The sequence below is a fragment of the Vibrio rhodolitus genome, from assembly GCF_003350325.1.
GTDB classification, from domain to species: domain Bacteria; phylum Pseudomonadota; class Gammaproteobacteria; order Enterobacterales; family Vibrionaceae; genus Vibrio; species Vibrio rhodolitus.
This window is the reverse complement of record NZ_QLYZ01000013.1, coordinates 82,052-100,909: the sequence shown is the minus strand read 5'-3', so window position 1 is coordinate 100,909 and position 18,858 is coordinate 82,052. Positions and strand designations below refer to the sequence as shown.

The window sequence follows — 18,858 nt, the reverse complement described above, 5'->3', positions numbered from 1 at the left end:
TAAACTCTATTCTTGTTCGAATCTAGTTCAAGAAGGCATGTTTCTGTAGGCAATCGTGTGCTTTGTTGGGCGTTATATACGCTTGGTGCCATAAATTTGCCGCACTATCTACGCTCTCTGGGCATAATGCAATCGTAAATGACTGTTCATCAAATTTTTGGTGAATTGTCACGATATCATTATCAACCAGTAACTGTTGCGATAAAGTCGCGAGTTCGGCAGTATTGGCGCCCACGGCGGTCAACAAGCTAATAGGAAGACAATCCGCCACTTTTCCCTGTAAAACCAACTCTAGTTTAGAGTACGCATCTTGCTTGACAACAACGGCAAGCCATTCTGGGTGCTCAATCACATCCCAAATTGCAATACCAAGCAGGCGACTCTGTTTTTGCAATAACGCAAGAGTCTCCTTTTCAGCCTTAATCAAGCACATATCACGCTGGATAGCTAAACCACAGACAGGAAGTGTACATTCATCTCCTTTGACCAAGCTACCCTGATTAACATCAAATGTCGACAACACTCGTAACGGAACTTGATTTTTCCATGCATGCAGCACAGAAGGCAGATGCAAGACTTTGGCTCCGTGTCTTGCCATCGCTTCCATGGTCGGAAAATCAATCACTTCCAACTTGTGCGCATCTTTAACGATACGAGGATCACAAGAGTAAACCCCATCAACATCGGTAAAAATCTGACACTCATCGGCTTGTAAAGCGCCAGCAAGCGCAACCGCAGATGTATCTGAGCCACCTCGACCTAAGGTAGTAATATCGCCACTTTCAGTTATGCCCTGAAAGCCAGCTACAATAACAATTTGGTCTTGCGCCAGTAACTCTATGATTGGTTGAACATCAATGTGCTTTATCGTCGCATCGTTGTACTGTTCATCAGTGACAATCTTCGCCTGAGTTCCCGTTAACGAACGTGCTGTATAGCCCATTTTGTTAAGCGTAATCGCCAACAAAGCCATTGAAACTTGTTCGCCCGCAGACAGCAGTACATCCAGCTCACGAGCATCAGGTACACTATCGATTTGCTTGGCGAGATCCAATAATCGATTGGTTTCACCCGACATTGCTGAAACAACAACGACGACTTGATTACCTGCATTTTTTGCGTTGATGATGTGCTCTGCAACTTGATGGATTCGTTCAATTGAACCCACCGAAGTACCGCCAAATTTCTGCACGATAAGAGGCTTTTTCACCAGTCTTCACCTGCCCAAGACCAAAGTCTCATTGTGCCACTCGCGTAAACGAGCGGATAAAACATCAACCAGAAGTGATAATCCATCTGGTTGCTACAAAAAAGAACGCTCAACCATAAATGATTGAGCGTGTGTAAGGTTTAATTAGGTCTTATAGACGCTCGGCAATCCAAGCTTCTACTGACTCTAATGCGCTCGGAAGTGCTGATGCATCAGTACCACCTGCTTGCGCCATATCCGGACGACCGCCGCCTTTACCGCCAACTTGCTGAGCAACCATATTAACCAGTTCGCCTGCTTTTACTTTGCCAACCAAGTCTTTGGTTACGCCAGCAATTAGACCAACTTTGTCATCAGCCACGTTGCCTAGCATGATAATGCCGCTACCTAATTGGTTTTTCAGCTCATCAACCATGCCACGAAGTGCTTTGTTGTCTGCGCCGTCTAGTTGAGCAACCAAGACCTTAACGCCTGCGATTTCTTTCACTTGGCTAGTTAGGCTCGCACTCGCTTGTGAGGCTAGCTTGTCTTTCAGTTGCTGAATTTCTTTCTCTAGCGCTTTCGCTTTGTTCGCTGCTTCAGAAAGCTTCGCTTCGAACTTGTCTTGCTGCGCTTCGATTGCATCTAGTGCTGCTTCGCCGGTTACCGCTTCAATACGACGGATGCCTGCTGCAATACCACCTTCTGACGTGATCTTGAATAGACCGATGTCACCAGTGTTAGACGCGTGGATACCACCACATAGCTCAGTTGAGAAATCACCCATTGATAGCACACGTACTTCATCATCGTATTTCTCACCGAATAGTGCCATCGCACCTTTGTGCTTAGCCGATTCAATATCCATGATATTGGTTTCGATGTTGTGGTTACGACGAATTTGCGCGTTCACTAGACGCTCAACTTCTTTTAGCTCGGCAGCTGTCACACCTTCTAGGTGAGAGAAGTCAAAACGTAGGTTTTCAGCTTTCACTAGAGAGCCTTTCTGCGTTACATGCTCACCCAATACTTTACGTAGTGCTGCGTGTAACAGGTGCGTTGCAGAGTGGTTCAATGTGATTGCTGCGCGGCGCACTGCATCAACGAGAGTTTGCGCTTTATCGCCTTTCGCGATCACGCCTTCAGTCAACTCACCGTGGTGTGCAATCGCATTACCCAGTTTCTGTGTATCTTCTACTTTGAATAGACCTGATTCAGTTTTGATCACACCAGCATCACCACATTGACCGCCTGACTCAGCGTAGAATGGGGTTTCTTCAAGGATAAGGATTGCCTTATCACCTGCTGATAGAGATTCAACTTCGTTGCCTTCAACAAACATTGCTGCGACTACACTTGAACCTTCTGTACCTGCGTAACCGCAGAACTCAGTTTGTGCGTCAGTTTTGATAGCAGCATTGTAGTCAGTACCGAATTGACCAGCTTCACGAGCACGTTGACGCTGCTCTTCCATCGCTTTCTCAAAACCTTCTTCGTCGATCGCAAAATCACGCTCACGCGCTACGTCGTTGGTAAGGTCAGCTGGGAAGCCGTAAGTGTCGTAAAGTTTAAATACGGTTTCACCGTCTAGCACTTTACCATCTAGGTTATCTAAAGCTTCGTTTAGAATTGTCATGCCACGTTCAAGAGTACGTCCGAAGTTCTCTTCTTCGATGCGTAGAACTTTTTCAACAACCGCTTGTTGACGTTTTAGTTCTTCGCCTGCTGTACCCATGATCTCTGCCAATACGCCAACCAACTTGTGGAAGAATGCTCCTTGAGCACCGACTTTGTTACCGTGACGAACTGCACGACGGATAATACGACGTAGAACGTAACCACGACCTTCGTTTGAAGGCATAACGCCATCAACGATTAGGAATGAACATGAACGGATGTGGTCAGCAATTACACGTAGAGACTGGTTAGATAGGTCTTCACAACCTGTCACTTCAGCCGCTGCTTTAATTAGCGTTTGGAATACGTCGATTTCGTAGTTTGAGTGAACGCCTTGCATGATTGCAGAAATACGCTCGATACCCATACCCGTATCAACAGATGGCTTTGGAAGTGGTTCCATTGTGCCGTCTGCGTGACGGTTGAACTGCATGAATACGTTGTTCCAGATCTCGATAAAACGGTCACCGTCTTCTTCAGGAGAACCAGGACGACCGCCCCAAATGTGTTCACCGTGATCGTAGAAGATTTCAGTACAAGGACCACAAGGACCAGTGTCGCCCATTTGCCAGAAGTTGTCTGACTCGTAAGCTTTGCCGCCTTCTTTATCACCGATACGTACGATGCGATCAGCTGGGATACCAATTTTTTGGTTCCAGATATCAAACGCTTCGTCATCCGTCTCGTATACCGTTACTAGTAGACGGTCTTTTGGTAGTTGTAGCGTTTCAGTCAGGAATTCCCATGCGTAAGCAATCGCGTCTTCTTTGAAGTAATCACCGAAGCTGAAGTTACCTAGCATTTCAAAGAATGTGTGGTGACGTGCAGTAAAGCCTACGTTTTCTAGGTCGTTGTGTTTACCGCCAGCACGTACACAGCGTTGGGCCGTAGTTGCTCGTGTGTAGGCGCGTTTTTCTAAACCTAAGAAACAATCTTTAAATTGGTTCATACCTGCGTTAGTGAAAAGCAGGGTTGGGTCGTTATGCGGTACTAACGATGAACTTTCTACGATTTGGTGTCCTTTGCTTTCAAAGAACTTGAGGAACGCGTTACGAACCTCATCTGTGCTCATGTACATGCAGCTCTTCCTGAAAATAGTCGAGATAGAATTTTGCTGTATTGTACACATAAGCGTGTGCTAGATGCTATACCCAAGTCGCCCGAAGATGCACGGTTTCGCCAGTCTGCAACACCAGCTAAACACCACTTTGTGCCCACTTTAAGCCAGCTCGCAAAAATAACGGTTATCAATCAAGGACAATAGTGTGCATTTAGCTTGATTTACCTCGTTTCTACGGGCACTGCCTTAGCCGAAATTTCGACAACCTTGTCAACAAATAGAGCTTTAGGTCTATCGTAGACCAAATACAAAAAAGCCCCCTAAATTAGGGGGCTTAGTAACTCAGCTAACAGCTAACTATTAACCTTCAATGTACTCGAAACGAGAAGTGAAGAAGCGTAGTTGCTTAGGCTCGTATACAAACTTAAGACCTTTGATTTGATCGCGGTTTTTGTATAGCTCGATGATACCTTCAGCTACTGCATCCATGTGTGCGTAAGTGTAAACACGACGTGGAATAGTTAGACGAATTGTTTCTAGAGCTGGACGGTGGTGGTCACCAGTCTCACGGTTACGACCAGCAGATACGATACCACGTTCCATTGTACGTACACCTGTCTCGATGTATACAGACGCAGCTAGAGTTTGCGCTGGACACTGATCTTGCTCTAAGTGTGGTAGGAAGCGACGTGCGTCAACGAATACTGCGTGACCACCGATTGGTTCAATCATTGGAACGCCAGCTGCACGTAGCTTGTCACCTAGGTAACGGATTTGCTTGATACGGTGGTCAAGGTATGGGAACTCTAGAGCTTCTTCTAGACCAACAGCTAGAGCTGCCATGTCACGACCAGCTAGACCGCCGTATGAAGGCATACCTTCGTATACTACTACTAGTTCTTTAGATTCTTCGAATAGGTGCTCGTCGCGTAGCGCTAGGAAACCACCGATGTTTGCAAGACCGTCTTTCTTAGAAGACATTGTTGCGCCGTCTGCGTAAGAGAACTGCTCAAGAACGATCTCTTTGATAGTCTTGTCTGCGTAACCTTCTTCCTGCTCTTTGATGTAGTATGCGTTTTCTGCACAGCGAGTTGCATCGTAGAATACTTTGATGCCGTTAGCTTTACAGATTTCGCTTACTGCACGCATGTTAGCCATAGATACTGGCTGACCACCTGCTAGGTTTACAGTGATTGCTAGACATACGTAAGCAATGTTTTCTGCGCCTTTCTCAGCGATAGCAGATTGTAGTTTGTCTAGGTCGATGTTGCCTTTGAATGGTACATCTAGTGCTGCATCGTGTGCTTCATCGCGGATGATGTCGATGAATTTTGCACCGTTGTGCTCTTGGTGGAAACGTGTAGTTGTGAAGTACATGTTACCAAGAACCCATTGTTGACCTTTATCTTTAGGAATTGCGATTTGAGAAAGGATGTTCTCAGCACCGCGACCTTGGTGAGTAGGAATTAGGTATGGGAAACCGTATAGACGTTGAACAGCTTCTTCTAGTTTGTAGAAATCTTTAGAACCAGCGTATGCTTCGTCACCAGTCATTAGAGCAGCCCACTGCTTGTCAGACATTGCAGATGTGCCTGAGTCAGTTAGTAGGTCGATGTAAACATCAGCACTGTTTAGAAGAAACGTGTTGTAACCAGCTTCTTTCATTTTTTCAGCACGCTCTTCGCGACCAATCATTGAAACGTTTTCGATAGTTTTAATGCGAAACGGTTCAGCAGGGTAACGTTTTTCCATTTTCTTACTCCAATTTAATTAAATGGTCATATTCTTTATTTAATTGGGTGTATCCCCAAACTTCGAAGCCATTAGAATGTTTTTTCCGGACTAAGGGAATAGCTGTTCAAGCGGTATAAATTGGAGCTTTCGTATAAAAAACTAAACGGCAACTTTATTGCCAAAACAAGATATTATAGACGTTGTTTTTTTAATTTATTTGATGGATCGGTATTGTATGTAACTATCGAATTTGTTAGCCACCAGCCATTATGAGAGTCAGTTAACACTTTAATACGTACATTTAACTGTACGAAATAATTTACACACTCTCTTTTCGGTGCCAAAACGATGCAAATAAAGCCTATTTTTACACACCAATAACAACAAAACCGAGAGTTTTTAATGTTTGCCGGGCATAAAAAGTGCCAAAAAAGCGCAAAATATTGGTTGCTTTGGCGAGGTCAGTCCAAAATATCATCAAATCAAACTTGAAGTAGATCTCATTTATAAATTAAGCTTAAATTTATCATAAGAATTCACTGTTTTTTTGTTAAAAATAATGGGGCATTTATTTATTAATTAAACAAAAATAATTAATAAAAAACCAAGAGATCACAATTAATATCTGTGTCAATTAAATTAATGTCGATCAATAAACATCCAACTTGAATTAATTAATGAAAAAGATATAAATCGGCGAATTTTATTTAAATCACCATTTAATAATCCAATCTATATTATTTATAGCCTTATATTTAGGTTGCTCTAGATCACATTTAAATAGCCAGTCGACCTAAGAACTATTTATCACCAAGCTGCAACTTATCAATCAAACCAAATTGCATATAAAAAGTGCTTTCAAACTCTTCATCTTGGCTGGAGCATACTCACTGTTAAACAAACCTAAACGTGCAGCTAGCGAGAGCACTACGCTAAACCCCTTTCCATAGCGTAGGCGGTGACATAAGCAATGAAGCAATACATCACGCTGCCATGCAAAGTATTTGGCTATGGTAAGCAGCCTAAAGAGACTTGTTCTTCCTGTCAGTCATCCAAGAAGCGATAGCGTTGCCATAGAAGCGAAAAGCGAGAAGATAGAAAAGAGGAAAGAGAGGAAAGAGAGGAAAGAGAGGAAAGAGACAAGATAAAACAAAGCCCCGCATGATGCGAGGCTTGGCTATGGATTCAATTTAGTTCAGTGAGCAAAGAGAGATTAAAACTCTTCTTCTTGTGGCATTTCACCGGTTTCAGGCTCTTCTGGTTGAGCTGGTGATAGCAACATTTCACGTAGCTTGCTGTCGATGGTTTGCGCCGCTTCTGGGTTTTCTTTCAGGAACTTACAAGCGTTTGCTTTACCTTGACCAATCTTATCGCCGTTGTAGCTGTACCATGCACCCGCTTTCTCTACTAGCTTGTGCTTCACGCCTAGGTCGATCAGTTCACCTTCGCGGTTAAAGCCTTGACCGTACAGGATCTGGGTATCAGCTTGCTTGAATGGCGCTGCAATCTTGTTCTTCACAACTTTAATGCGGGTTTCGTTACCCACCACTTCATCGCCTTCTTTAATAGAACCAGTACGACGGATATCAAGACGAACAGATGCGTAGAACTTCAGTGCGTTACCGCCCGTTGTAGTTTCTGGGTTACCAAACATTACACCAATCTTCATACGAATTTGGTTAATGAAGATACACATACAGTTAGACTGCTTGAGGTTACCCGTTAGCTTACGCATTGCTTGCGATAGCATACGCGCTTGAAGACCCATGTGGCTATCGCCCATCTCGCCTTCAATTTCAGCTTTTGGTGTTAGTGCCGCAACCGAGTCAACCACTAGAACGTCAATTGCGCCTGAACGTGCTAATGCATCACAGATTTCTAGCGCTTGCTCACCGGTATCTGGCTGAGAAACCAATAGCGCATCAATATCAACGCCTAGTTTCTTCGCATAGATAGGATCAAGTGCGTGCTCAGCATCGATAAAGGCACAAGTTTTACCTTCACGTTGCGCAGCGGCAATCAGCTCAAGAGTTAGGGTTGTTTTACCTGAAGATTCTGGACCGTAGATTTCTACGATACGACCCATTGGTAGACCACCAGCACCGAGTGCGATATCTAGAGAAAGTGAACCAGTTGAAATGGTTTCTACATCCATTGTGCGGTTGTCGCCAAGGCGCATAATAGAGCCTTTACCGAATTGCTTTTCAATTTGACCTAGCGCAGCGGCGAGGGCTTTCTGTTTATTCTCGTCCATCACTTTCTCCAAACTATCCACCATGGCTGATGAATATAAAATCTGATTGGTGCTGTCCAGTATGAGCTGAACAATTTATGAGTGTCATTATACTGTTGATTCATACAGTGTCCATACCTGTATGGATTTTTTTTGCACTCGCTCGATAGAGTACTGATCTGGCAAGGATTTTAAACCTCAAACAGTGAAACTATGATCTCTCACCCAAATAGTCACACAGGGTTTTAAGTGCAAACTCAACCGCTTGCGATCGCACCTCTGCTCTATCACCAGAAAAATGCTCTGTATTTACCTTCAACCAACCTTCCTGATCGGCAAAACCAAAGCATACTGTACCCACCGGTTTTTCATCACTGCCACCGCCAGGACCCGCAATGCCACTAATCGAAACCGCAATCGTCGCATTGGAATTTTTTAGCGCGCCTTTTACCATTTCAACCACGGTCGGCTCGCTCACGGCACCATGTATATCTAGAGTGTTAGCTTGAACTTCTAACATCGCCATCTTAGCTTCATTACTGTAAGTAACGAATGCGCGGTCAAACCATGCAGAACTGCCCGCAATATCGGTTACTGCCGCAGACACCCCTCCGCCAGTGCAGGATTCTGCTGTGGCGAGAACCTGTTGGTGTTGCTGCAATAACTTACCAAGCTCAATGCTCAATATTTGCTGTGATTCCATGTTCAAAAACCTCAATGTGACTTTTCGCCCGTTATCGATTCACGTATCCTAAGCCGCAATTGTCATAAACGAAAGAAGTTAGCCGTGAAAGCCGAACAAAAACACACTCCAATGATGCAGCAGTATCTAAAGTTAAAAGCTGAAAACCCTGATATCTTGCTGTTTTATCGTATGGGTGACTTCTATGAACTTTTTTATGATGACGCGAAACGCGCTTCACAACTGCTCGATATCTCATTAACGAAACGCGGCTCATCAGCTGGCGAACCAATCCCGATGGCGGGTGTGCCTTACCACGCGGTAGAAGGCTACTTAGCCAAGCTAGTTCAACTGGGTGAATCGGTCGCGATCTGTGAGCAAATTGGTGACCCTGCCACCAGCAAAGGTCCGGTTGAACGTAAAGTAGTGCGTATTGTAACGCCAGGTACGGTGACCGACGAAGCACTGCTGTCTGAACGCGTTGATAACCTGATTGCGGCGATTTACCACCACAATGGTAAGTTCGGCTACGCCACATTAGATATTACGTCCGGTCGTTTCCAACTGACTGAACCAGAAAGCGAAGAAGCGATGGCAGCTGAGCTGCAACGCACTTCACCGCGCGAACTGCTATTTCCAGAAGATTTCGAGCCAGTGCATCTGATGTCTTCGCGCAGCGGCAATCGTCGTCGCCCGGTATGGGAGTTCGAAATTGACACCGCTAAGCAACAACTCAATCAGCAATTTGGCACCCGTGACCTAGTTGGTTTTGGTGTCGAACATGCCAAACTCGGGCTATGTGCAGCGGGCTGCTTGATTCAATATGTCAAAGATACTCAACGTACCGCGCTACCGCATATCCGCTCACTGACGTTTGATCGCCAAGATCACTCGGTGATTTTGGATGCAGCGACTCGTCGCAACCTAGAAATTACCCAAAACCTTGCTGGCGGCTTGGATAACACCCTAGCGGACGTGTTAGATAAAACGGCAACGCCTATGGGTAGCCGAATGCTCAAACGCTGGTTGCATCAACCAATGCGCTGTATTGATACGCTAAACCAACGCCTAGATGCGATTACCGATATTAAAGAGCAAAGCGTGTTCTGCGACTTACAGCCTGTTCTGAAACAGATTGGTGATATCGAACGTATTTTGGCGCGCTTAGCACTGCGTTCAGCACGCCCGCGAGATTTGGCACGTCTGCGCCATGCGATGCAGCAACTGCCTGAACTGGCGGATGTATTATCATCGCTTAACCACCCTTACCTCGCTAAGTTAGCACAATACGCCGCACCAATTGAGTATGTGTGCGATCTCCTTGAGCGCGCGATCAAAGAAAACCCGCCAGTAGTTATTCGTGAAGGTGGTGTGATTGCTTCTGGCTACAACGCTGAGCTTGATGAATGGCGTAACCTTGCCGATGGCGCCACTGAGTATTTAGAAAAACTGGAGCGTGAAGAGCGCGAGCGCCACGATATCGACACCCTTAAAGTCGGTTATAACGCCGTGCATGGCTTCTTTATTCAAGTGAGCCGCGGACAAAGCCACTTAGTGCCAGCGCACTATGTCCGTCGTCAAACATTAAAAAATGCCGAGCGCTACATTATTCCTGAGCTAAAAGAACACGAAGACAAAGTGCTTAACTCAAAATCTAAAGCGCTTTCAGTCGAGAAGAAACTGTGGGAAGAACTGTTCGATTTGTTGTTACCGCATCTAGAGCAGATGCAAAATCTTGCCTCCGCAGTATCGCAGTTAGACGTGTTGCAAAACTTAGCCGAGCGTGCCGATAGCCTAGATTACTGTCGCCCAACCCTAAGCCAAGAGCCAGGTATTTCGATTCAAGCTGGTCGCCACCCTGTGGTTGAGCAAGTCATGGATGAGCCTTTTATTGCTAACCCAATTGAGCTCAATGCGCAGCGTAAAATGTTGATTATCACCGGTCCGAACATGGGCGGTAAATCGACCTACATGCGTCAAACCGCGTTGATTGCCCTAATGGCACACATTGGTTCTTATGTTCCGGCAGAGGCGGCGCATATCGGCTCTATCGATCGCATCTTTACTCGTATCGGCGCATCGGACGATTTAGCTTCTGGTCGCTCAACCTTTATGGTTGAGATGACAGAAACTGCCAATATTCTGCACAACGCCACCGAGCGCAGCCTAGTGCTGATGGATGAGATTGGTCGCGGTACCAGCACCTATGATGGTCTGTCGCTGGCTTGGGCAAGTGCCGAATGGTTAGCAAAACAGATTGGCGCATTAACGCTATTCGCCACTCACTACTTTGAGCTAACCGAACTGCCTAGCCAAATTGATCATCTAGCGAACGTGCACTTAGACGCAGTAGAGCATGGTGACAGCATTGCCTTTATGCACGCAGTGCAAGAGGGCGCAGCGAGTAAATCTTATGGTCTTGCGGTAGCCGGTCTTGCCGGTGTACCAAAAACCGTGATCAAGCAAGCACGAGCAAAACTGACTCAGCTTGAGCAGCTTAGCCTAGCCACAGAAAGTAACGCACCGCGCAGCACAGCCGTTGATATCGCTAATCAACTAAGCTTGATCCCTGAGCCAAGTGAAGTTGAAGAAGCATTAGCCAATATTGATCCTGATGAGCTCACGCCGCGCCAAGCATTGGAAGAGTTATACCGTTTGAAAAAACTACTCTAGTCATCTGAGACAAGTGAGTGAAAACTTAAAAGAGCTGCCTACACCGCAGCTCTTTTTATTGAGTATGATAACTGCCGAGAAAGCTCAAACAATCTGCACATTCAAGATGCAAGCAAAGTTGTTATTGATGACAGCAAGCTCGAAAACCATCACCTTTACCGCCCTACTCTAGCCACTGCCCATTATGCTAATGAGCTTTACCCAAACAGCGATTGGCGATTGTTATGCATACTCCATCAAGTGGCTTCTCATCCGGCTTTTCTCTGATTGAGCTAATGGTCGTTGTTGCGATCATCGCCGTGTTAACCACCATTGGCGTGCCGATATATCAAGACTATTCCGTCAAAGCGAACGTCATTGCTAGTCTTGCCGAAGCGAGTCGCTACAAAACGGCAGTGGCACTTTGTTATATCGAGCAAGGTAGCTTTTCTGACTGCGATGGCGGATCGCTCGGCGTTCCTGCTGCTCATTCTCGTATCTCAACGGTTGAAAGTGGTAAAATTGTGCTAAATCCCGAAGTGGATTGCGATCAAGACACGACCACGACTAACTCATTTACTCTGCAGCCGAGTGTCTCAAGCGATGGCGCAATCAGTTGGGCAGTCACTGATGATGCCAGCCAATGCGGGCGGTATCTCTAATGAACGTCTGTTTACTCGATCTTCTAGTGCGAGAACACTGCTTATCTGCCAAGCAGGCAGCCGAACTGAGTGAACTAAGCGATGCCTCCATCGTCGAGCAATTGATCTCGCGACGCATCATGGATGCACACAACCTAGCAAACTTACTGGCACAGTTATTTTACCTAAAGAAAGTCACGCTACATGACTTCGCTTATCAAGCACTTTGCCAGCAACTAAACTTGCAAGATCTTATCGTGCGCTATCAAGCCATTCCGATAGAGAGAAGCGCCTCACAGCTGACCTTAGCCGTCTTTGACCCAAGTAAAGAAGAGCTGATACGGGAATTTCGTTTTGCCAGTGGGCTTAATATTCAATTGGTGGTGTGTGAAGTTGAAGAAATCAAGCAAGCCGTGGACTCTCTCTATGGACGAAATAACGCGGCAATAAACCAAAACCATCAACAGCTTGCGGATGCGGATCTCGAACAATTGGTTCAACTTTCAAGCGAAGAGTTGAGCCAGTCTCAAGAAGTTAGCCAAGAGCATGCACCTATTAGCCGTTATATCCATCAGGTGTTACTTGATGCGATCAACAAAGGCGCCTCTGACATTCACTTTGAACCTTATGAAGATACCTTCCGCATTCGCTTTCGGTGCGATGGTTTATTGCTTGAAGCCCACACACCACCGGTTCAACTAGCAAGGCGCTTATCAACTCGAGTAAAAATATTGGCGAATCTCGATATCGCCGAACGTCGTCTGCCCCAAGATGGTCGAGCCAAGCTCAAACTTACTAATGGTCACTCTATCGATATGCGTGTTGCAACCTTACCGACACTGTGGGGTGAAAAAGTGGTGGTTCGCTTACTTGAGAGTGGTGCAACGCAATTGGCTATCGCACAACTGGGCTTCAATTCTCAGCAAAGCTTGCTGTATCAAAACACATTAAAAAAGCCGCAAGGATTGATTCTAGTCACAGGACCAACGGGCAGTGGTAAAACTGTCTCTCTCTACGCAGGGCTTGGGTACATAAACGCTCCGCACATCAATATCGCGACCGCAGAAGATCCAATTGAAATTAATATTCCCGGCATAAACCAAGTTCAAGTACAGCCGAAAATTGATTTCACTTTCGCTCAGGCATTGCGTGCTTTTTTGCGCCAAGATCCCGATGTCATCATGGTAGGCGAAATCCGCGATCTGGAAACGGCAGAGATCGCGATAAGAGCGGCGCAAACCGGACATTTAGTCCTCTCGACTCTGCATACCAACTCAGCGGTCGAAACCTTGGTTCGGTTACAAAATATGGGCATCAAACCCTATAATCTCGCGGCATCGCTTAGCTTGGTTATCGCCCAGCGTTTAATTCGCCGCTTATGTCCACTGTGCAAACAAAGCGCGCTCCCTTCGTTAACACAGCGCCAACGTTTTACGCTACGCGAAGACGCGCCGGTCTACCAAGCAAGTTCTGGATGCGACCACTGTAATCAAGGCTACTTAGGGCGTATTGGCTTATTTGAAGTGATTGAGGTAAACCAGCCGCTTAAATCATTAATCTCTCAACAGACGCAGCTTGATACCGAGCAGTTACAAGCGCTCGCCATCGACAATGGAACCACTCCTTTGCTCGAGTCCGGCAAGGAAAAGTTATTGGCTGGAGAAACCAGTCTCAGTGAGTTAGAGCGAGTGCTTGGTTTTGAAGCATAATGCTAACCACTCGCCAACGCTGATGTACTTCTACTGGCACGGTATCAACCATCGAGGAAAACCCTGTCAGGGTAAAATATTAGCCAGTCACCACAGCGAAGTCAGACGCCAGTTGCGCTTGCAAAAAATTCATCTTACCAAGGTTTACAGTAAGCCAGTCTCAAGGCTTCGCTTGTCACTTGAACAGATATCAACACAAGATATCACCTTGCTGACGCGCCAATTAGCCACCATGTTGGCAACTGGCATTTCGATTATGCAGGCACTGATGCTAGTTAAAGATAACCAGAGTAAAGTCAGTATGCGCGCCCTGCTCACCAACCTTGCGCACCAAATCGAATCAGGCGCACCTTTAAAGCAGGCTTTCGCTGCGGTGGGGCATTTTGATGAACTGTATATCGACCTTGTCGCCAGCGGCGAGGCATCGGGCAACATTGCTCAGGCATTTGACCGTTTAGCCAGCCATAAAGAAAAAGCTCAACGCTTGAAAAGCAAGATGAGTAAAGCGGCGATCTATCCTAGCATCGTATTGCTCGTGGCTTTGCTGATCAGTGCGTTAATGTTGATAGTGGTCATTCCCCAATTTGACAGCATGTTTGCAAGCTTTGGTAGCGAGCTCCCTTGGTTTACGCAACAAGTCCTGGCCCTGTCATTGTTTATCCAAACGCATGGTATTCTCTTGCTGCTCAGCATATTAACGACTGTCATTGCGGTAGTTGGGCTACGCCGCTTTTCACCTCGACTACGGATTCTTTTAAGCACTGTGATGTTTCACCTGCCGCTAATCGGAATAGTGGTGAGAGAAACTTTCTTTGTACGCTTCACTGCTACACTCGCCACCAGTTTCAGTTCTGGTATTCCGCTCTTACAGTGTTTGAATAATGCCACCAATGCCCATTACCCACCCTATTGCCAGCGCGCATTACAAGCTATCTATCGCGATACCAGTGCTGGAATGCCATTGTATCTAGCAATGAGACAAACAGCGCTTTTTCCTGAAATGGTGTTACAACTGGTGATGATTGGTGAAGAGTCAGGACGGTTAGACGAAATGCTCAGCCGCCTCGCGGTTTACTATCAAACTGAAGTCGATGATCGAATCGATAAGCTAGGTAAGTTACTGGAACCCGCAATAATTGTATTACTTAGCGCAATTGTTGGCGGATTAGTCTTAGCGATCTATTTACCCATCTTTAACTTAATGAATGTTATAGGCTAAGATAGCGCCTTAACTTCCTCTCTATCTGACGCATAAATCGAGTTCTTTATGGCTGTATTTCTTTACTACCCGTGGCTGTTTCCATTGTTAGCCACCATCTTTGGCTTAATTGTTGGTAGTTTTCTTAATGTAGTCATTCACCGTCTTCCAATCATGATGGAGAGAGAGTGGCGTAAAGAGTGCAATGACAGCTTCCCCGAGTGTCAACTCGACATCGATAGCAGCACTTACAACCTCAGTGTTCCGCGCTCAACCTGCCCAAGTTGTCACACACTAATCCGTGCAATCGACAATATTCCGCTGTTAAGTTGGTTATTACTTGGTGGGAAGTGTCGCCAATGTAATACCAAGATTAGTGCACGCTACCCATTGATTGAACTGCTGACGGCTAGCCTATGTTTATTGGTTTCATTGCAATTTAGCTTTAGTTACTTTGCCGTGGCGCTGCTGTTTTTCACATTTGTTCTGATTGCTGCCACCTTTATCGACCTCGATACAATGCTGCTACCAGACCAACTCACGTTACCGCTAATGTGGGCAGGTTTAGCGTTATCACTGTTCGAGATCAGCCCGGTTAACTTACAAGATGCAGTGATCGGCGCAATGGCTGGATACCTCTGTTTATGGAGTGTCTACTGGGCATTTAAACTGCTGACCGGTAAAGAAGGCATGGGCTATGGCGATTTTAAACTCTTGGCCGCACTTGGTGCTTGGCTTGGTTGGCAATATCTCCCAATGGTCATTTTACTCTCATCCTTAGTGGGTTTGGTGTTTGGCATTATTCAATTGAGAATGCAGAAAAAAGGCATTGATATGGCTTTCCCATTTGGTCCTTACCTCGCAATCGCTGGTTGGGTCGCTATGCTTTGGGGCAACGACATTCTTAACCACTACTATCGTTTTCTGTTAGGAGCCTAATATGGCACTCGTGATTGGATTAACTGGCGGTATTGCCAGTGGCAAAACTACTGTGGCAAATATTTTTCGCGATCAGTTTGCGATTGAGATTGTCGATGCCGATGTGGTAGCGCGAGAAGTGGTTGAGCCTGGTAGTGAAGGCTTAGATGCCATTACCGCACGCTATGGGCAAACCATCTTGCAAGCTGATGGTAATTTAAATCGCTCTGCGCTGCGTGAGATTATTTTCTCCCAACCAGAGGAGAAGCAATGGCTAGATGGGCTGCTACATCCGATGATCCGTCGCAATATGCAGCAACAGTTAGCGCAAGTTAGTTCAGAATATGCTCTACTGGTGATCCCACTCATGGTCGAGAACAATTTACAACAGTTGGCAGACCGCGTGTTGGTGGTCGACGTCGATGAAGAATTGCAAATCGAACGTACCATGAATCGTGATGGCGTCTCGCGTCAACAAGCCGAATCGATACTGCGATCGCAAGCCAGTCGCGAACAACGTTTGGCAATTGCTAACGACGTGATTAAAAACCATTCACAAAACCAACAACTTTTGCCCCAAATCACAGAATTACATAAAAAGTACCTAGAAATGTGCAGGGCAAATCTGTGAGAATAAAGCTACAAATTTTCAGGGCGCCGCTTAATGACCACGCAATATTTCGAACATCCGCTGAATGAGAAAACCAGAATCTATCTTCGTGTAGAGGCTTTGCTACATCAGCTCGATGTCTCTTCGAGATTTAGCGATGATCTGCAACACCTAAACTTCTTCCGTGGTCTGTTTGATCTGCTGGAAATTTTTGAGCAAATCCAACTCAAGAGTGAGCTGGCGAAGGATATTGAAAAGCAGCGTCTTACCTATCGCACTTGGCTGAATGTCGAAGGCGTCGATCAGGAAATGCTACAAAGCATCCTCCGCGAAGTCGACCAAGCACACAGTGAATTAATGAGCGCAGAAAGATTTGGACAAAGCCTCAAACAGGACCGCTTTTTAAGTGCCATTCGTCAGCGCTTCAACCTGCCGGGCGGTTCGTGCTGTTTTGACCTTCCTGCTCTACACCACTGGCTACATTTGCCAAGCGAAAACAAGCAGCAAGATGCACGCAATTGGATGGAGACATTAAGCTCTCTATCTAACGCGCTCAAACTCTGGTTGCGCCTAACCCGTGAGACCGGGCATTTCCAACCTCTGGTTGCACACAATGCCTTCTTCCAAAGTGATGCTGAAGAAGCCAACATTCTGCGCCTCAATATTCCGATGCACTATAGCGTGTACCCAATGATTTCCGGACACAAAAACCGCTTTGCGATTAAGTTTATTGAGTTCAAGACCGGTCAAGCATATACGGGTGATGTAGAGTTCAAGCTAGCGGTTTGCTGCTAAGCGCGCCACTTACCGCTATACTGCGACTAACTAATCTGTTGAATGACATTTGTTATGAGTAAAATTACCAAAGTAGCCTGCCCGCAATGTGGCACGGAAGTTATTTGGGGCGAAGAAAGCCCTTTCCGCCCTTTCTGTAGCAAGAAATGCCAAATGATTGATTTTGGAGAATGGGCAGATGAAGAAAACAGTATTGCTGGCGCACCGGATATGTCTGACAGTGACGGTTGGTCGGAAGATCAGTACTGATAGAAGCGGGAACGTGAAGCTTTCGATCTTCACTACGGATGCGGGAACGTAAACTACGGAACGCTTCGCTCACAGATTACGGATTATTTTATAGAAAGCTGATGTGAATACATCGGCTTTTTTTATGGCTGAGAAATGAGAACGTAGAGATTAGATTTGAGAATTTAGAAACGAGATTTTAGAAGCTCTCCTCCCGCAGCGCGGCTTTAGCCAAGCGCTCCCCATTCCGTAAGCGAAGCATTCCCGATTCTCGAAGCGCAGCAAGTGAAACGCTGCGCGTTCCCTCTTTTTATTTGCAGAAAAGCAAATAAAAAAGCGGAGACCAATTGGTCTCCGCTAATACTATGAGAACGCTAGTTATAGCATTACTTCTTAGCAAGTTTCTCTTTGATACGAGCTGACTTACCAGAACGCTCACGTAGGTAGTACAGTTTGGCACGACGTACTGCACCGCGGCGTTTAACTTCAATGCTATCAACGATAGGAGAGTGTGTTTGGAACGTACGCTCAACACCTTCACCGTTAGAGATCTTACGTACAGTGAATGCTGAGTGTAGACCACGGTTACGGATTGCGATTACAACGCCTTCGAAAGCCTGTAGACGCTCACGTTCACCTTCTTTTACCTTAACTTGAACTACAACAGTGTCACCTGGTGCAAATTTAGGTAGGCCTGATTTCATTTGCTCTTCTTCAAGAGCCTTGATGATGTTACTCATTTTAATAAATTCCTAGAATAAACTGATACTAATTAAATTAGGTTACTGAAACTGATGTTCTTTAATGAATTCAGCCAGTAATTGTTCCTGTTCGTCAGTCAGAGCTAGGTTTTCCAGGAGCTCTGGTCTTCTTAGCCATGTGCGACCTAGCGATTGCTGTAATCGCCAGCGACGAATGTCCTTATGGTTGCCTGACATCAGTACCGCAGGTACTTCTTTGCCATCCAACACTTCAGGGCGCGTATAGTGAGGGCAATCTAACAAGCCATTAGCAAAAGAATCTTCTTCTGCTGACGCAAAGTCTCCAAGTACTCCAGGAATAAACCTTGAAACTGAGTCAATTAACGTCATGGCTGGGATTTCTCCCCCGGTCATCACAAAATCACCAATTGACCATTCTTCGTCAACTTCGGATTGGATGATGCGCTCATCTACCCCTTCATAGCGACCACAAATTAGAAGCAAGTTCTCGTTTGTTGCCAGCTCTTCAACCCCTTTTTGGTCGAGCTTGCGACCTTGAGGCGATAGGTAAATCACTTTCGTCTTACCCGGTGAGGCTTGTTTGGCAGTATGGATAGCGTCGCGCAAAGGCTGCACCATCATTAACATACCTGGACCACCACCGTAGGGTCTATCATCGACAGTGCGATGTTTGTCATGAGTGAAATCACGAGGATTCCATGTCTCAATAGACAGTAGACCTTTCTTTACCGCTTGACCTGTTACTCCGAAATCAGTAACGCTGCGGAACATTTCAGGAAACAGGCTAATTACGCCAACCCACATTGTTCA

General features: G+C 45.9%; 15 protein-coding genes. 8 read left to right on the top strand and 7 right to left on the bottom strand.

Translation table 11 applies throughout. From position 1 onward, the window contains the following. Window positions 1–22: 22 nt before the first annotated feature. The 5 genes from DPF93_RS13350 to pncC form a co-directional block, all read right to left on the bottom strand. Complete coding sequence (locus DPF93_RS13350; RefSeq protein ID WP_114766632.1) at window positions 23–1,210, bottom strand: aspartate kinase; 1,188 nt, start codon at window positions 1,208–1,210, stop codon at window positions 23–25. A gap of 151 nt (window positions 1,211–1,361) precedes the next feature. Beyond that, complete coding sequence (alaS, locus tag DPF93_RS13345) at window positions 1,362–3,944, bottom strand: alanine--tRNA ligase (protein WP_114766631.1); 2,583 nt, start codon at window positions 3,942–3,944, stop codon at window positions 1,362–1,364. Window positions 3,945–4,286: 342 nt separating this feature from the next. After that, window positions 4,287–5,678 carry a tyrosine phenol-lyase gene (locus DPF93_RS13340; protein WP_114766630.1) on the bottom strand — a complete coding sequence of 464 codons (1,392 nt, stop codon included), beginning with the start codon at window positions 5,676–5,678 and terminating at the stop codon, window positions 4,287–4,289. 1,195 nt (window positions 5,679–6,873) lie between these two features. After that, a complete protein-coding gene (gene recA, locus DPF93_RS13335) occupies window positions 6,874–7,914 on the bottom strand; it encodes a recombinase RecA (protein WP_114766629.1) in 1,041 nt (346 codons plus the stop codon). Window positions 7,915–8,104: 190 nt separating this feature from the next. Continuing rightward, on the bottom strand, window positions 8,105–8,596 hold the full coding sequence (pncC, locus tag DPF93_RS13330) for a nicotinamide-nucleotide amidase (RefSeq protein ID WP_114766628.1): 492 nt from the start codon (window positions 8,594–8,596) through the stop codon (window positions 8,105–8,107). Window positions 8,597–8,680: 84 nt separating this feature from the next. Here pncC and mutS point away from each other — a divergent pair, with 84 nt between their 5' ends. The 8 genes from mutS (at window position 8,681) to yacG (ending at window position 17,347) form a co-directional block, all read left to right on the top strand. Continuing rightward, entirely contained in the window at window positions 8,681–11,248 is a 2,568-nt protein-coding gene (gene mutS, locus DPF93_RS13325; protein WP_114766627.1) for a DNA mismatch repair protein MutS, read from the top strand. A 224-nt stretch (window positions 11,249–11,472) separates the two neighbouring features. Beyond that, entirely contained in the window at window positions 11,473–11,889 is a 417-nt protein-coding gene (locus tag DPF93_RS21525; RefSeq protein ID WP_114766626.1) for a pilin, read from the top strand. Further along, window positions 11,889–13,577, top strand: a complete 1,689-nt coding sequence (gene pilB / locus DPF93_RS13315) for a type IV-A pilus assembly ATPase PilB (RefSeq protein ID WP_114766625.1) — start codon at window positions 11,889–11,891, stop codon at window positions 13,575–13,577. The genes DPF93_RS21525 and pilB overlap by 1 nt, the downstream gene beginning before the upstream one ends. Then, window positions 13,567–14,796 (top strand): type II secretion system F family protein, encoded by a 1,230-nt coding sequence (locus DPF93_RS13310; RefSeq protein ID WP_341866796.1) that lies wholly within the window; start codon window positions 13,567–13,569, stop codon window positions 14,794–14,796. The genes pilB and DPF93_RS13310 overlap by 11 nt, the downstream gene beginning before the upstream one ends. Before the next feature lie 48 nt (window positions 14,797–14,844). Beyond that, window positions 14,845–15,714 (top strand): prepilin peptidase, encoded by an 870-nt coding sequence (locus DPF93_RS13305; protein WP_114766624.1) that lies wholly within the window; start codon window positions 14,845–14,847, stop codon window positions 15,712–15,714. A 1-nt stretch (window position 15,715) separates the two neighbouring features. After that, complete coding sequence (coaE, locus tag DPF93_RS13300) at window positions 15,716–16,324, top strand: dephospho-CoA kinase (RefSeq protein ID WP_114766623.1); 609 nt, start codon at window positions 15,716–15,718, stop codon at window positions 16,322–16,324. Between the two features lie 33 nt (window positions 16,325–16,357). Then, window positions 16,358–17,098 carry a cell division protein ZapD gene (gene zapD / locus DPF93_RS13295; protein ID WP_114766622.1) on the top strand — a complete coding sequence of 247 codons (741 nt, stop codon included), beginning with the start codon at window positions 16,358–16,360 and terminating at the stop codon, window positions 17,096–17,098. A 54-nt stretch (window positions 17,099–17,152) separates the two neighbouring features. Beyond that, on the top strand, window positions 17,153–17,347 hold the full coding sequence (gene yacG, locus DPF93_RS13290) for a DNA gyrase inhibitor YacG (RefSeq protein ID WP_075706965.1): 195 nt from the start codon (window positions 17,153–17,155) through the stop codon (window positions 17,345–17,347). Between the two features lie 365 nt (window positions 17,348–17,712). Here the strand turns inward: yacG and rplS are convergent, their stop codons facing one another. Together rplS and trmD are read right to left on the bottom strand one after the other, a co-directional pair. After that, window positions 17,713–18,066 carry a 50S ribosomal protein L19 gene (rplS, locus tag DPF93_RS13285; RefSeq protein WP_038173824.1) on the bottom strand — a complete coding sequence of 118 codons (354 nt, stop codon included), beginning with the start codon at window positions 18,064–18,066 and terminating at the stop codon, window positions 17,713–17,715. Window positions 18,067–18,108: 42 nt separating this feature from the next. Beyond that, window positions 18,109–18,852 carry a tRNA (guanosine(37)-N1)-methyltransferase TrmD gene (trmD, locus tag DPF93_RS13280; RefSeq protein ID WP_114766621.1) on the bottom strand — a complete coding sequence of 248 codons (744 nt, stop codon included), beginning with the start codon at window positions 18,850–18,852 and terminating at the stop codon, window positions 18,109–18,111. Between the last annotated feature and the right edge of the window lie 6 nt (window positions 18,853–18,858).